The organism is Streptomyces cyaneofuscatus (assembly GCF_042718795.1).
Lineage (GTDB): Bacteria > Actinomycetota > Actinomycetes > Streptomycetales > Streptomycetaceae > Streptomyces > Streptomyces cyaneofuscatus_A.
The window spans coordinates 41,361-56,093 of the sequence record NZ_JBHXOX010000029.1 but is presented as its reverse complement, the minus strand read 5'-3'; the positions used below and the strand labels follow the sequence as shown (position 1 = coordinate 56,093).

The following is a 14,733-nucleotide window of genomic DNA, read 5'->3' as shown; positions in this document are numbered from 1 at the left end:
CGCGACCCGGGGCTGAGTGCGCGGTGCCTGGCTGAGCGCGCGACCCCGGGCTGAGTGCGCGCTGCCTGGCTGAGTGCGCGACCACCGGGGTCAGGCCGACTGCCGCCGTACCAGCGTCGGCGGGAAGACCATGGAGGGCGACGGGCCGCCCGGCCCGCCGATCTGCTTCAGCAGCAGCCGGGCCATCTCCGCCGCCATCTCCTCCACCGGCTGCCGCACGGTGGTGAGCGGCGGATCGCAGGCGGCCGCCGCGCTGCTGTCGTCGAAACCGACCACGGCCACATCGGACGGCACGTCGCGCCCGGCCCGCTGCAACACCGGGAGCGCGCCCAGCGCCATCAGGTCCGAGGCGATGAACACCCCGTCCAGGCCGGGCTGTTCCGCCAGCAGCCGACGCATCGCCGCCGCCCCGCCCAGATGCGTGAAGTCCCCCTCGGCGCAGGCCACATCCTCGATCCCGTGTGCGGCGAGGGCATTCAGGAAGCCGGCCAGCCGGACCTGCCCCGCGGGCCTGTCCTGCGGACCGGAGATGGTCCCGATAAGGCGCCGCCCGAGCGCGGCCAGATGGTCGGCCGCGAGCCGCGCCCCGGCCTGCTGGTCGACCTCCACATAGGCCAGCGACGACGGACGCGGGGGGCGGCCGGCGAGAACGGCGGGCAGCCGGGTCTCCTGGAGCAGATGGGGCAGCGGGTCGTCCGCGTGCGAGGTGACCAGGACGACCCCGTCGACATGGCCGTGGCGCAGGTAGGAGAGCAACTGGGTCCGGGACGCCTCGTCGTCCGCCAGCATCAGCACCATCTGGATGCCCGCCGGACGCAGCACTTCGAGGAGCCCGCTGACGACCCGGCCGAAGTAGGGGTCGGAGAACATCCGGCCGGCGAACGGCTCGGAGACCGGCCGCCGTTCCCGCTCCGAGATCACCAGGGCCACCGAGTCGGTCCGCCGGGTCACCAGCGAGCGCGCGGCCCGGTTGGGCACGTATCCGGTCGTCGCCACCGCCTCCTCGACCACGGTGCGCAGGGCGGGGTCCACCGTGGTGGCTCCGTTGATCACCCGGGAGACCGTGGCCCGCGAGACACCGGCCACGGCCGCCACGTCCTCCAAGGTCGGGCGTACGGGCGGCTCCACTTCGGCTGTCATGCAGCCCTTTATACCCGCAGCCCAGGGCGCCGGTCAGTCGAGGGCCCGGGTAGCGCCGGGGAGCGCTTCCAGCTCGGTGAGCGCGGCCTCGCGCGCGGTGACGAGGGCGGCGGCCAGCCGCTTGGCGTCGGCTCTGGCGCCCGCGGTGATCTCGGACCGCGACACCTGGGCGGAGTGGCGCAGATGGTCGCGGATCCGGGTCACGAAGAGCCGGTCGAACGCGGGTCCCTCGGCCGCCTTCGCCGCCGCGAGGTCGCGCTCCGTCACCATGCCGGGCATGGCGTGGCCCGCGTGCACATCGGTGCGGGGAAGCCCCATCCGGGCCAGCAGGGGCCGCAGGCGGCGGAGTTCGGCCTCCTGGCCGCCGCGCAGCCGGGCCGCGAAGGCGCGCACCCGGGGTTCGGCGGCCCGGTCGACGGCGAGGGTGAGCAGGGCCACCGCCTTCTCGTTCATCGGGGTCATCAACTGGACCCAGGCGGCGTCGGTGGGGGTGCCGGAGGCCGAGGCGGAGGGGGCGGGGGCGGGCGCGGTGGTCCGTACGGCGGCGGAGGGGCGGGGCGCGGGCTCCGTCGCGGTGGAGCAGCCGGCCGCTGTGGTGAGGGCCAGCACGGCCGGCAGGGCCAGCAGGGCGAGCGCGGTAGGGGGCCTGGCGGGGGTGGGACGTGTCATGGGGTGTCCTGGAACGGGCGGAGGGCGCCGCCCCGGAGCCTGGGCCCCGGGGCGGACACCGGTGGGGGGTGGGGTGACGTCGGATCAGGGAGTGCCGTCGAAGCCGCACTTCACGATGGCGTTGATGCAGTCGCGTACGCGCTGCGCCAGCTCCTCCTCCGGCCATACGTTGAAGAAGTCGCCGTGCATCGTGTAGCCGGGGCCCGACGCCAGCCGGAAGCGGGCCGGGTCGCCGCTGACCGGGTAGCGCAGCACCTGGCGGAGCTTGGGCACCGGCACCGGGTGGGTGGAGGGGCACGCGCCGGCCACGGGGTAGGACATGTGGCTCTTGTGGTCGGCCGAGTCGAGATCCTTGCCGTTCCAGCACTGCGGGAAGTCCAGGTAGGACTCCAGCATCGTGCCGGCCGGACAGTTCACGAAGTTCTGCGAGGGGTTGACGTGACCGGCGTGCAGGCACGACCAGCGGGCGATGGTGTTGTCCTGCGGCCCGGTCGCCTTCGCGTTGCCGGCCACGATGCGCAGGCCCTTGGGGAAGGGCTTGATCTGCCGGATGACGTCGTCGCGGACCCCTTCTCCCAGGTAGTAGAAGGTGGTCCCGGTGGGCTCCACCTCCCGGTCGCCGTCGTACAGGGTGGGCACCCAGTACGAGGAGAGGTCGGTGTCGGGCGAGCAGGTGGTGCGGCCCTTCTCCAGGGAGGCGAGGTCGGAGTTCCCGTTGGTGGTGTCGTTGCCGAAGAAGCTGTGCATGTGGGAGGCGCCCGGCAGGCCGGGGAAGACGATCGGGTCGTCGGGGGCCCGGTGGGTGTACGGGCACTCGGCCAGGAACTCGGCCACCCGGACCACGTCGGCGGCGGCCCGGGGATCGACCTCGGCGGCCGCGCGGTCGGCCGCGGCGTTGCCGACGTTGGCCTGGACGAGGGAGAGGGCGAGGGCCGCGGCGGCCAGCCCGGCGACTCGGTAGCGCCAGGACCGGGGGGAGCGTTGGCGGCGGTGTTCGCTGCTGCGTCGATGAGAGAAGAGCACGGCACTCCTGTTCGGAAGTGGGGGGAGGTTCCTTGATCGTCAGCTAGAGAGCGCTCTCTGGTGGGGAACGTAGAAGTGCTGACTGTGCATGTCAAGGGAGCGCGCAAGCACTGCAACAAGCTCTGTATTGAAGCCACTTGAGGGATGCTCAATGGGAGAGCGCTCTCCCTGCGGCTGGCGGAGTCTGCAGTTCCGCGCCGCCACGGGGAGGTGCTGCCAAGGGCGTTGTCAGTGGCGGGCGGCAGGATGGTCACCATGACGAACTCAGCCGCTGTGCTCGCCGATGCCGCCGCCTACGCCGCCGCGGTCGAAGAGGCCTCCCAGGCCGCCGCCGCGTACTACGCCACGGGCGAGAGCACGCTCGACGACGACGCGTACGACCGGCTGGCGCGGGGGATCGCCGCGTACGAGGCGGATCATCCCGACGGGATACACGAGTCATCACCGACCGGCAAGGTGGCGGGCGGAGCCGCCGTCGGGGACGTTCCGCACACGGAGCCGATGCTCTCGTTGGACAACGTGTTCTCCGCCGAGCAGTTCGCCACCTGGACCGCCTCGCTGGAGCGGCGGATCGGCAGACCGGTCGCCGCCTGGAGCGTGGAGCCGAAGCTCGACGGCCTCGCGGTCGCCGCCCGCTACCAGGAGGGCCGCCTGGAGCGGCTGATCACCCGCGGCGACGGCGCGGCGGGCGAGGACGTCTCGCATGCGGCCCCCGCCGTCGTCGGCCTGCCCGAGCGGCTGGCCGCACCGGTCACCATCGAGGTGCGCGGCGAAATCCTCATGACGAACGAGCAGTTCGACCAGGGCAACGCGATCCGCACGGGGCACGGCGGCGCACCCTTCGCCAACCCGCGCAACGGGGCGGCGGGCACCCTGCGCGCCAAGGACCGGGCGTACCGCGTGGAGACGACCTTCTTCGCCTACGGAGCCCTGCCGCTCGCCGGCTCCGGGGAGCTCGCCGAGACCCTCACCGAGCTGTCCCACAGCGAGCTCCTCGCGTACGTGGCCGGGCTCGGCGTGCACACGGCCGCGGCCACCGTGGTGGCGCCGGTCCGGGTGACCACCGTGGAGGAGGTGCAGGCGCGGGTGGCCGCGATAGCCGCCCTGCGCGCCGAGTTGCCGTTCGGCATCGACGGCATCGTGATCAAGGCGGACCTCGCGGCCGACCGGCGCGAGGCCGGTTCCGGCACCCGGGCGCCGCGCTGGGCCATCGCCCACAAGCTCCCCGCCGTGGAGAAGATCACCCGCCTGCTCTCCGTCGAGTGGAACGTGGGGCGCACCGGGATCATCGCGCCGCGTGCCGTCCTGGAGCCCGTCGAGATCGACGGATCCACCGTCGGCTACGCCACCCTGCACAACCCGGCCGACATCACCCGCCGCGATCTGCGCCTGGGCGACCAGGTCATGGTCTACAAGGCGGGCGACATCATCCCGCGCATCGAGGCCCCCGTGGCCCACCTGCGCACCGGCGACGAGACGCCGATCGAGTTCCCGGCGAGCTGCCCGCAGTGCGGTTCCGAGATCGACACGAGCGAGCAGCGCTGGCGCTGCACCCGCGGCCGCGACTGCCGCCTGGTCGCCTCCGTGTCGTACGCCGCCGGCCGCGACCAGCTCGACATCGAGGGCCTCGGGTCCACCCGGGTCGTCCAGCTCGTCGACGCGGGCCTCGTCGCGGACTTCGCCGACCTGTTCACCCTGGAGCGGGAGCAACTGCTCGCCCTGGACCGGATGGGCGAGACCTCCACCGACAATCTCCTGGCCGCCATCGAGACCGCCCGCTCGCGCCCGCTGTCCCGGGTCTTCTGCGCCCTGGGTGTCCGGGGGACGGGGCGCTCCATGTCCCGCAGGATCGCGCGGTACTTCGCGACCATGGACCACATCGTCGCCGCCGACGCCGAGTCGCTCCAGCGGGTCGACGGCATCGGCAAGGAGAAGGCCGCGGCGGTCGTCGCCGAGCTGGCGGAGCTGGCCCCGCTGATCGAGAAGCTCGTCCGGGCCGGGGTGACGATGACGGAGCCGGGGGCCACCCCGCCGCCCGAGCCCGGTACGGAGGAGGAGGGTGGCGGCGGGACCGGTGCGGAGCTGCCGCTGGCGGGGATGAAGGTGGTGGTCACGGGGGCCATGACCGGGGCGCTGGAGAAGCTGTCGCGCAACCAGATGAACGAGCTGATCGAGCGGGCGGGCGGGAAGTCCTCCTCCAGCGTCTCCGCGCGCACCAGCCTGCTGGTCGCGGGGGAGAAGGCCGGGTCGAAGCGGACCAAGGCGGCGGAGCTGGGGGTCAGGATCATGGCGCCGGAGGAGTTCGCGGAGCTGATCGCCGGCTTCCTGACGGGGGATCGGGGGGATTCGGGGGAGGTTCCCGAGGCCGGTGTGGCTGTGGAGATCGTTGCGGTGACCGGCGTGGAGACGGCGGCTGTGGCTGTCCTGGCGGTGGAGGGTGCGGCGACGGCGGCCGCGCCCGCAGCGCAAGTCGCTGACGCTGTGGAGGTCGTGGAAGCCGTGGAGGCTGCGGAGGCCGAGGAGGTGGTCGAGGTCGTCGAGGTCTGAGGCCGGTCGGGGCGCCTTCGATTCGGGAGGAAGTGGCTTTCCCTCACCCGGTATTGCATAGTGAGGGCTTGACCATGCCTCGCTATCAGCGGGCCGATGGGTGCGTGGGCGGCTGCGGACGGCCGGCCGGGGGTGAGGGGCGATGCGTTCTCCGTACGACGGACAGCGACGCGGTCGTGCCGTCCCGCCGCCGGGCCGGTCCGGCAGCGAGCACCTCGACGCTCCGCATCATGACCCTCCGGCCACGCGCGGGACCGGCCGGTCCGGCGACGAGCGCTGGCCGCTCGGCGAGGGACCCCGCCCTTCCGGCGAGGATGCCGGACCGCTTCGTGACGGAAGCGGGGCCGAGGGGACCGGAACCGGGCGCGAGCCCGGGGCGCTCCGGGTGCGCCACGGACACCGCCGGCTCGGCGGCAGGACCGTGGCCGCCCGGGGACTCGCCCTGGACCTCGGCAGCTCCCGCACCCGGGCCTGGGTACCCGGGCACGGCCTGGTCACCGACCAGCTCCTCGGCGGCGGCAGCGGCAACCTCCTCGACGGCCCCGACCCCGGCCCCGGCCTCGCCCTCGACGGGAGTGTCGGGCGGCCCGTCCGGCGCGGGCGCATCGTCGACCCCGAGTCCTGCGGGCGGCTCATCAGCCGCATCGCCGACGCGGCCCTCGGCCCCGACCGCACGGACAGCGTGATCGTCCTCAGCCACCCCGTCCTCGCCGGCGCCGTCCACCGCAACGCCGCGCGGGAGCTCCTCGCCGGTCTGGGACCGACGCGCGTCCTCGTCCTCAGCAGCGCCCGGGCCGCCGCCGCGTACGCCGGGCCGCGCGACGCCGGGCCGCTGCTCGTCGTCGACATGGGCGCCGAGCTCACCGAGGTCACCCTCCTCGTCGGCGGCCGGACCGCCGACGCCCGGCAGGCCGAGACCGGGCTCAGCGACCTGGACCCGGCGACGCTGCCCGCCACCCTGGTCGGTACGGTCCTCGACATGGTGAAGTCCATGTGGCGGCAGGACCGGCACGGCGCGATCCGCGGCGCCCTGCGCAAGGGCCCGGTGCTCGCCGGCGGCGGGGCTCTGCGCCCCGACGTCACCGACCGCCTCGCCCGGTGCCTCGGCACGCCCGTGCGGCTGGCCGAGGACCCGTCGACCACCGTCGTGCGCGGTGCCGGACGGATCCTCAGCTCCGTGCTCCGCCACGCGGCGTCCGCCTCCGCCCTGCCCGGCCGAGCACGGTGACCCCGCACCCGGGGCCGCCCCGGGGGAACGTGCCCATGGTGCGGCCGGGACCGGCGCACCGGACCCGGAGCGTGCTGGCCGCGCTGGTGCTCGCCGTCCTCACCGTGCTCGGCGGCGCGCCCACCGCGGGGGCCGCGCTCCCCGCCGGCGCCCTGGGCAGCCTCGCGGCCACCGCCGCGCACCCGCCGAACACCCGGGCCCCCGCCCCGCAGAGCGACCGCACCGCCCACCCCGGCAACGGCCCGCACCACGACCTCCGGCGCACCCGCCCGGCCCCGACCGCCGTCGGCCCCGGTGGCCGTCACGCCCGCGACCAGCAGCCCGGCCCCCACCGGCCCACCATCCGGACCGGCCCCACCGGCCCGCACGTCCCCACCCTCCTCCACGAACGGTCGACGTCCCCGGACCCGGCCTCCCCGGCACCCCGGGCCGGCATCAGCCGGGCCCACCTGACGGGCCACGCGCCCCCACCCTCGTACGAAGGTCTGCTGCCGCGTCCGCCCGGCCCGCTCCTGCCCCGCGGACGCATCGACGTCCCCACCGCGGCCCACTGCTCGACGCCGTCCGGCCGCCGGGGCGCCCAGCCCGGTGTCCGAGGCCCTCCGAACGGCACGACAGCCGGTCCCCCGACCGGCCACCGGTCCCGCTGTTCTGCCGATCCGGCGTCGCGTCCTCGCTGAGGTGAGGGCGGCCGACGCCCCACCGGAGGATTCCCATGACTCGCGCCACCACGGTGCGAGCGGTTCTGGCTGCCGCCGTGCTGCTCGTCTCCGTCTTCATCACGCTGACCATGTCACCCAGACTCGGCCTCGACCTCCAGGGCGGCACCCGTATGGTGCTCCAGGCCAAGGACTCCGCCACCGTCGCGGCGGACCGGGAGACCACCGACCGCACCCTGGAGGTCCTGCGCCAGCGCATCGACTCCCTCGGGGTCGCCGAACCCGTCCTCACGCGCTCCGGCGAGGACCGCATCATCGTCGAACTGCCCGATGTCCAGGACCCGCGCCAGGCCGCCGCCGTCATCGGCCGCACGGCCCAGCTCAGCTTCCACGCCGTCCAGGGCGCCGCGCCACCCGGCACGGACCCCGAGTCCAAGCCCGAGTCCAAGCCCGAGCCCGAGTCCGGATCCGAGCCCGGCTCCGACCCCGACCCCGCCGCCAACCCCGAGAAGAGCACCGGCCGGCTGCTCCTCCCCGACGAGCAGGGGACGCGGCTCGACCTCGGTCCCACCCGCCTCTCCGGCGCGGGCGTCAAGGACGCCACCGCCTTCTTCGAGGCTCAGCAGGCGGCCGGCTGGACCGTGAAGCTGGACTTCCACAAGGACGCCGGCAAGGACTGGACGAAGCTGACCGGTGAGGCCGCCTGCCACCCCGCAGGGGACGAGCGGCGGCGCGTCGCCATCGTCCTGGACGAGAAGGTCATCTCCTCGCCCCAGGTCGACCCCTCGGTCGGCTGCCAGGCCGGACTGCCCTCCGGTGGCACCCAGATCACCGGTTCCTTCACCGCGAAGGAGGCCCGCGACCTGGCCCTGCTCATCAAGGGCGGCGCCCTGCCCGTCCCCGTCGAGATCGTCGAGCAGCGGACCGTCGGCCCGACGCTCGGCGCCGCCGCCATCGACGCCAGCGCCCAGGCAGCCCTGATCGGCGCCGCCGCCACCGCGCTCTTCATCACCCTCGTCTACCGCCTCTTCGGCGCGCTGGCCGCCGTCGCGCTCGCCGCGTACGGCGTGATCTCGTACGCCGCACTCGTCGGCCTCGGCGTCACCCTCACGCTCCCCGGCCTCGCCGGGTTCGTCCTGGCGATCGGGATGGCGGTCGACGCGAACGTCCTGGTCTTCGAACGGGCCAGAGAGGAGTGCCAGGACCGGCCGACGCGTTCTCTCCGCTCGGCGCTGACCACCGGGTTCCAGAAGGCGTTCAGCGCCGTCGCCGACTCGAACATCACCACGCTGATCGCGGCCGGGCTGCTGTTCTTCCTGGGGTCGGGCCCGGTCAAGGGCTTCGGCGTCACCCTCGCCATCGGGGTCATCGCCTCGATGTTCTCCGCGCTGGTCATCGCCCGCGCGCTCACCGAGATCGCGGCGGGCTCGCGCTTCGTCAGCGACTACCGGGGCGTCAACGGCATCGCACGCCCCGGCAGCGTACGGACCTGGCTGACCCGCAAGGACCCCCAGCTCTTCCGGAAGCCGGTCCAGTGGCTCGTCGTCTCCACCGTCCTGGTCGCCGTGGCCGTGGCCGGAATCGTGGTGCGCGGGGTGGACCTCGGGGTGGAGTTCACCGGGGGACGGCTGGTCGAGTACTCCACCAGCCGGGCCGTCGACGTCGAGACCGCCCGCTCCACGCTCGCCGACGCCGGGTTCGGCGACGCAGAGGTCACCACGGCGGGCGACGGTGACATCTCCGTACGTACCGGAAAGCTGGACAACGACGGGGAGTACGCCCTGCGGACCGCGCTGGCCACCGAGGGCGGTGAGACCACGAAGGTACGGGACGAGCTGATCGGCCCGAGCCTCGGCGACGAGCTGCGGCGCAACGCGCTGATCGCCCTGGGCGTCGCCGTGCTCGTGCAGCTCGCCTATCTGGCGGTCCGGTTCCGCTGGACGTTCGCCGTGGGGTCGGTGGTCGCCATGGTGCACGACGTGATCATCGTCGTGGGCGCCTTCGCCTGGCTGGGGCGGCCCGTGGACGGCATCTTCCTGGCCGCCCTGCTCACCGTCATCGGCTACTCGGTCAACGACTCGGTGGTGGTCTTCGACCGGGTACGGGAGCTGTGGGCCGGAAACCGGAAGGCACCCCTGGCCACCATCGCGCGCCGGGCGGTGCTCCAGACCGTCCCCCGTACGGTGAACACCGGGATGGGCGCCCTGTTCATCCTGGTCGCCCTCGCGGTCCTGGGCGGCGACTCGCTGGCCGACTTCGCGCTCGCCCTGCTCATCGGCATCGTCGTGGGCACCTGGTCCTCGGTGTTCACCGCCGTACCGGGCGCCCTGCTCCTGGAACGCACCACCACCGCACCCCCGCCCGTACCGGGCAAGAGCTCCCGGCGCGCCCGCGCACCCCGGCACGACCCGCTCGACAACGGGGCCCGCGTCTGACCCCGTACGCGAGGAAACGCCCGTCCGCCCCTGCCCCTGCCCGGAGAGCCGGGGCAGGGGCGGACGGTTACGGCAGGCGCTCGCGCAGATAGGCGGCGGTCTCGCGGTCGGCGGGCAGGAACGTCTCGATGGCCAGCTCCGCCACGGTCACGTCCATCGGGGTGTTGAACGTCGCGATCGAGGCGATGAACGACAGCACCTGGCCCCCGTGCTCGATCACCAGAGGCAGCGCGAAGGAGGGCGTACGCTCCCGGGTCCACTCGCCGCCCGTGCCGTTCCCACCCCGGTCCGCCCGGTCCGCCCGGTCCGCCCGTTCCGGCACGGGGTAGGCGGCCACCTCCTCGTACAGCGTCCGCAGCTCCGGCGACCGTACGAGTGCGATCTGGCGCTCCATCTGCGCCAGCAGGTCCGCCCGCCACTCCCGAAGGTTCAGGATGCGTGGCGCGAGCCCCGCCGGGTGGAGCGTGATCCGCATGGCGTTGAGCGGCGGGGTGAGGAGCTCCTCGGCGACCCCCTCCATGATCAGGGCGATGCCCCGGTTCACCGCCACCACGTCGTAACGGCCGTCGACGACGAGCGCCGGATACGGCTCGTACCCCGCGAGCAGCCGGTCCAGGCCGTCGCGCACCGAGGCCATCGCGGGGTCGTCGAGCGGGGTCTGCGGGTAGCGGGGGGCGTAACCGGCCACCACCAGCAGGGCGTTGCGTTCCCGGACGGGGATGTCCAACTGCTCGGCCAGGCGCAGGACCATGTCCTCGCTGGGGCGCGAGCGGCCGGTCTCGATGAAGGAGATGTGGCGGGCCGAGGAGTCGGCGCGCAGCGCAAGGTCCAGTTGGCTGATACGTCGCCGCTCCCGCCAGTCGCGCAGCAGTGGCCCCACCCCCGTGTCGGGGAAGACAGTCGTCATGGGAAGACCGTAACGTCGAGTGTCCGTTCGCACGCCGACATCCGAGACCCACGGGAGCCGCTCCATGTCCGCCGAACCGCTGTCGAAGACCGAGACCGAACACCGGCTGGAGTCCCTGCCCGGCTGGGCGCTGGAAGGGGACCGGATCACCCGGACCTACCGGCTGCCGTCGCATTTCGCCGCCGCCGCGCTGACCGTGCACATCGCGCGGATCCAGGAGGAGCTGAACCACCACTCCGATCTGACGCTCGGGTACAACACCGTGGCCCTGTCCGTCCATACGCACGACGCGGGCGGCAAGGTCACCGAGAAGGACCTGGAGCTGGCCACCCGGGTCGCGGCCGCCGCACCGGCCCACGGCGCGGAATAGCGGGTACGGCGGGGGCGGGGCCGGCTCACCGGCCCCCAACGCTCAGCTCACCAGCCCGAACCGCGGATTCCCGGCGAGCCACCGTGCGTAGACGGGGCTGCGGGACACGGCCTCCGCGTACGCCGCGCGGGTCTGCCCGGCCACCGTCACCGCCGCGGCGTCCGCCGCGGGGGAGTGCGGGTGCCAGCCCAGCAGGTGCCGCCAGCTGAGCGGCGCACCGGCGAGCGGCCGGGTCACCACGCCGGGGACCGGCGGGAACGTCGCCCGGCACAGCCCGATCGCCCGTCCCACCTGCACCAGATGGACGACGGACGAGGTGTCCGTCTCGTACACCGACACCGGGGTGAATCCGGCGCGCGCGCAGGCGGTGGCGAAGCAGTCGGCGAAACAGCCGTCCCCCGGAACGTCCGCCCAGCACTGGTCCGCCAGTGAGGCGAGGTCCAGCTCCTCCTCGTCGGCCAGCGGATGGTCCTCCGGCAGCATCACGAAGACCGGGTCCACCCCCACCACCTCCCAGACCAGCCGCTCGGCCAGCGGCGGCGGGCTCTCGCCGCACGTGCCGATCAGCGCGAAGTCCAGGCGCCCGTCGATCGTCAGGCCGGCGATCTCGTCCACGGACCACGCGGTGTACGTGGAGACCGGGGCCGCCGGGTGCGCCGTGGCGATCCGGTCGACCAGACCGCCGAGCAGCGGGCCGTGCGTACCGCCGAGCCGGAACCGTTCCAGCGGCCCCGTGGCGTTGGCGAACCGCACCGCCTCCGCCTGGAGCTCGCTCACCGCGGGCAGCACGATCCGGGCCCGCTCCAGCACCAGCTCGCCGAGCGGAGTGGCGCGGGCACCCGTGTGGTCACGCTCGAAGAGCGTGCCGCCCAGGGCCTTCTCGATCCGCCGCAACTGGGCGCTGAGAGCGGGCTGGGCGAGGCCCAGCGTGGCGGCGGCCTTGGTGAGGCTGCCGGTGTCGGCGATGGCACGGACGGTTCTCAGATGGCGCAACTCCAGCTCCATAAAGGCAAGTTATGGCCCCCGGCCCGCCCGGGCAATACGTCGGTCACGCTTCGGTTAGGGCGATGTCTCCGGGCTGTCCCGCCGGCCCGTTCCGCCGACCCGGGGGCGGCGGAGGATTCAGCTCCGGTTCGGCGGGGCAAGGGGGCGCGGAAACTTGCCGGAGCGGCAACAGAACTTGCTCGGACGCCGTCCTCCGGCGAGGGTGACACCATGAGCAGCCACGCCGGACACGGCCACCACGACGCGCACGCGCACGCCCACACGCACGCCCATACGCACCTCCACGGATCGGGCGCCGCGGGCGCGGACACGGAGTTCGACTGGAACGTCATGGGCCCGATGCTGGAGCAGGAGGCCGAACTCAACAGCGGCCCGTACGAGGAGGCGGCCCGCTGGATCGCCGCCCTGCCGACCGCGCCGACGGTGCGCCGGGTGCTGGACATCGGCAGCGGCCCCGGCGTCGTCACCTGTCTGCTGGCCGAGGTCTTCCCCGAGGCGGAAGTCGTCGCCGTGGACCCCACGCCCGCTCTCCTGGAGCGGACGGAAGCCCGCGCCCGGCGTCTCGGCCTGAGCGACCGCGTACGGACGCTGGAAGCCGAACTCCCTCAGGACGCCGACCGGTTGGGTGAGGCCGATCTCATCTGGGCCGGTAACTCCCTGCACCACATGGGCGACCAGCGCGCCGCCCTCGCCGGCTTCGCCGGGCTCCTGCGCCCCGCTGGGACCGTGGCGCTGCTGGAGGGCGGGCTCCCCACCCGGCGGCTGCCCCGGGACCTCGGCATCGGGCGGCCCGGACTGGAGGCCCGGATGGACGCGGCCTCCGCCGCCCGGTTCGACCGGATGCGGACCGAACTCCCGGACGCCCGGCGGGAGACCGAGGACTGGAGCGCCCTGATCGCGGCGGTCGGGCTGACCCCGCAGGGAACGCGCAGCTTCCTGCTGGACCTGCCGGCCCCGCTCTCCGCGCCCGCCCGCGAGCATGTGATCACCAAGCTCACCCGGGAGTACGAGGTCTTCGGCGAACTGCTCGACGCCGACGACCGCGCCGTACTGGAACAGCTCCTGGACCCCGAGGACCCGGCAGGGGTCCACCACCGGTCGGACGTCTACCTGCTCACCGCCCGCACGGTCCACCTCGGCCGCCGCGACTGACACCCCGGGGGCACCCATCAGGGCTGACACCCCCCGGGGCACCCGTCAGGGCTGAGACCCCCGGGGGCCGTCAGGAGTGACACCCCGGCGCCGCCGTCAGGACGGCACCGGCTTCGTCAGGACGCCACCGGCTCCAACCGCCACCACTGGAAGGGGGAGTCGGTGTCCTCCCACTGCTGGACCGTCCCGCCCTCCTCGGTCGAACAGTCGGCGACCTCCATGGCGAGCCCGCTGATGAAGCTCACCAGCGTCACCGTCCCCGGCGTCTCCAGATGCTGCTCGATCAGCCACTCCTGGGCGCCGAAGTTGTTCGCCTTCCACTGCTGGATGCGGACACCGTTCTCCGTGTGGGCGTTCGCCACGTCCAGCCGCTTCCCGCTGTGCGCGTTGACCAGGTGGTAGAGGGCCGCGCCCTCGTGCACCGGGGACAGCTGCCACTGCTGGGCGGCCGACCCGTCGTCCTTGCCCTGCTGCACCCGGGCGCCACTGCCCTTGGCCGCGCCGTACACCTCCAGCACCAGGCCGCTGCCGACATTGCGCAGGCGGTACGTGCCCGCCTCGACGACGGGCGCCGGATCGCTGCTCATCTTGCTCTCTCCCCCGAAAACGCTGGGCTGTCGACCGACCGGCGGCGCCCCCACCGCGGTCGTGGTGGGGGCGCCGGACGAACCTGACGCTCAGGCGCCGAGGTTGAACTCCGCCGGGTCCGGCCCGAGCCGCTTGCCCTCGTCCAGCGCCGCGAAGGCGGCGAGGTCGTCGGCGTCCAGCTCGAAGCCGAAGACATCGAGATTCTCCTCGATCCGCGACGGGGTCACGGACTTCGGGATCACGATGTTGCCGGTCTGGAGGTGCCAGCGCAGGACGGCCTGGGCGGGGGTGCGGCCGTGCTTCTGGGCGATGGCCACGACCGTGGGCACCTCCAGGAGGCCCTTGCCCTGGCCCAGCGGCGACCAGGCCTCGGTGGCGATGCCGTGCTCGGCGTGGAAGGCGCGGGCCTCGGCCTGCTGGAGCTGGGGGTGCAGCTCGATCTGGTTGAGGACGGGGACCACGGAGGTCTCGTCCAGCAGCCGCTTCAGGTGCTCGGGGTGGAAGTTCGACACGCCGATCGCCTTGGCGCGGCCGTCGGCGTAGATCTTCTCGAACGCCCGGTAGGTGTCGGTGTACGCGTCCTTGGCCGGGACCGGCCAGTGGATGAGATACAGGTCGACGTAGTCCAGGCCGAGCTGGTCCAGCGAGGCGTCGAAGGCGCGCAGCGTGCTGTCGTGGCCCTGCTCGCTGTTCCACAGCTTCGTGGTGACGAAGAGCTCGTCACGGGGGACACCGGAGGCGGCGATGGCCCGGCCGGTGCCCTTCTCGTTCTTGTAGATCGCGGCGGTGTCGATGGACCGGTACCCGGACTCGATGGCCTTCGTGACCGCCTTCGCCGCCTCGTCGTCCGGCACCTGCCAGACACCGAAACCGAGCTGCGGCATTTCGAGGCCGTTGTTGAGGGTGATGGAGGGGACCTGGCTCACGAGCGGTCGATCCTAACGTTGTCGGTCGGTACTCCCGGGGACAACGAACGGGCGCGCCCAGGCATTCCCACCTCAAGATCCAAA

At 73.4% G+C, this 14,733-nt stretch carries 13 protein-coding genes; 6 read left to right on the top strand and 7 right to left on the bottom strand.

Going from position 1 to position 14,733, the window contains the following annotated elements; translation table 11 throughout:
- Positions 1-90: 90 nt before the first annotated feature.
- From ACFWRT_RS29305 to ACFWRT_RS29295, 3 genes are all read right to left on the bottom strand, one after another.
- Positions 91-1,140, bottom strand: a complete 1,050-nt coding sequence (locus ACFWRT_RS29305; RefSeq protein WP_380951950.1) for a LacI family DNA-binding transcriptional regulator — start codon at positions 1,138-1,140, stop codon at positions 91-93.
- 33 nt (positions 1,141-1,173) lie between these two features.
- Positions 1,174-1,809 carry a DUF305 domain-containing protein gene (locus ACFWRT_RS29300; protein WP_380951949.1) on the bottom strand — a complete coding sequence of 212 codons (636 nt, stop codon included), beginning with the start codon at positions 1,807-1,809 and terminating at the stop codon, positions 1,174-1,176.
- Positions 1,810-1,893: 84 nt separating this feature from the next.
- Complete coding sequence (locus tag ACFWRT_RS29295; RefSeq protein WP_380951948.1) at positions 1,894-2,832, bottom strand: DUF1996 domain-containing protein; 939 nt, start codon at positions 2,830-2,832, stop codon at positions 1,894-1,896.
- Positions 2,833-3,087: 255 nt separating this feature from the next.
- Between ACFWRT_RS29295 and ligA the strand changes: the two genes are divergently transcribed.
- From ligA to secD, 4 genes are all read left to right on the top strand, one after another.
- Positions 3,088-5,379, top strand: a complete 2,292-nt coding sequence (gene ligA, locus ACFWRT_RS29290; RefSeq protein WP_380951946.1) for an NAD-dependent DNA ligase LigA — start codon at positions 3,088-3,090, stop codon at positions 5,377-5,379.
- A 421-nt stretch (positions 5,380-5,800) separates the two neighbouring features.
- Positions 5,801-6,607 (top strand): rod shape-determining protein, encoded by an 807-nt coding sequence (locus ACFWRT_RS29285; protein WP_380952011.1) that lies wholly within the window; start codon positions 5,801-5,803, stop codon positions 6,605-6,607.
- A gap of 35 nt (positions 6,608-6,642) precedes the next feature.
- Positions 6,643-7,287, top strand: coding sequence for a hypothetical protein (locus ACFWRT_RS29280; RefSeq protein ID WP_380951945.1), 645 nt, complete (start codon positions 6,643-6,645; stop codon positions 7,285-7,287).
- Between the two features lie 35 nt (positions 7,288-7,322).
- Positions 7,323-9,701: a protein translocase subunit SecD gene (gene secD / locus ACFWRT_RS29275; protein ID WP_380951944.1), complete on the top strand. Its 2,379-nt coding sequence runs from the start codon at positions 7,323-7,325 to the stop codon at positions 9,699-9,701.
- A 67-nt stretch (positions 9,702-9,768) separates the two neighbouring features.
- On the opposite strand, the gene ACFWRT_RS29270 is transcribed toward secD, so the two are convergent.
- Positions 9,769-10,608 (bottom strand): helix-turn-helix domain-containing protein, encoded by an 840-nt coding sequence (locus ACFWRT_RS29270; protein WP_380951943.1) that lies wholly within the window; start codon positions 10,606-10,608, stop codon positions 9,769-9,771.
- A gap of 64 nt (positions 10,609-10,672) precedes the next feature.
- On the opposite strand from ACFWRT_RS29270, the gene ACFWRT_RS29265 reads away from it, so the two are divergent.
- Positions 10,673-10,978, top strand: coding sequence for a 4a-hydroxytetrahydrobiopterin dehydratase (locus tag ACFWRT_RS29265; RefSeq protein WP_380951942.1), 306 nt, complete (start codon positions 10,673-10,675; stop codon positions 10,976-10,978).
- A gap of 42 nt (positions 10,979-11,020) precedes the next feature.
- Here the strand turns inward: ACFWRT_RS29265 and ACFWRT_RS29260 are convergent, their stop codons facing one another.
- The gene (locus ACFWRT_RS29260; RefSeq protein WP_380951941.1) at positions 11,021-11,983 is read right to left on the bottom strand and encodes a LysR family transcriptional regulator; all 963 of its coding nucleotides are present in this window, start codon (positions 11,981-11,983) and stop codon (positions 11,021-11,023) included.
- 210 nt (positions 11,984-12,193) lie between these two features.
- Here ACFWRT_RS29260 and ACFWRT_RS29255 point away from each other — a divergent pair, with 210 nt between their 5' ends.
- A complete protein-coding gene (locus ACFWRT_RS29255; protein ID WP_380951939.1) occupies positions 12,194-13,135 on the top strand; it encodes a class I SAM-dependent methyltransferase in 942 nt (313 codons plus the stop codon).
- Positions 13,136-13,251: 116 nt separating this feature from the next.
- Here ACFWRT_RS29255 and ACFWRT_RS29250 read toward each other — a convergent pair whose 3' ends face one another.
- Together ACFWRT_RS29250 and ACFWRT_RS29245 are read right to left on the bottom strand one after the other, a co-directional pair.
- Positions 13,252-13,722 carry an RICIN domain-containing protein gene (locus ACFWRT_RS29250; RefSeq protein WP_380951938.1) on the bottom strand — a complete coding sequence of 157 codons (471 nt, stop codon included), beginning with the start codon at positions 13,720-13,722 and terminating at the stop codon, positions 13,252-13,254.
- Between the two features lie 90 nt (positions 13,723-13,812).
- Positions 13,813-14,649 (bottom strand): aldo/keto reductase, encoded by an 837-nt coding sequence (locus ACFWRT_RS29245; RefSeq protein WP_380951937.1) that lies wholly within the window; start codon positions 14,647-14,649, stop codon positions 13,813-13,815.
- Between the last annotated feature and the right edge of the window lie 84 nt (positions 14,650-14,733).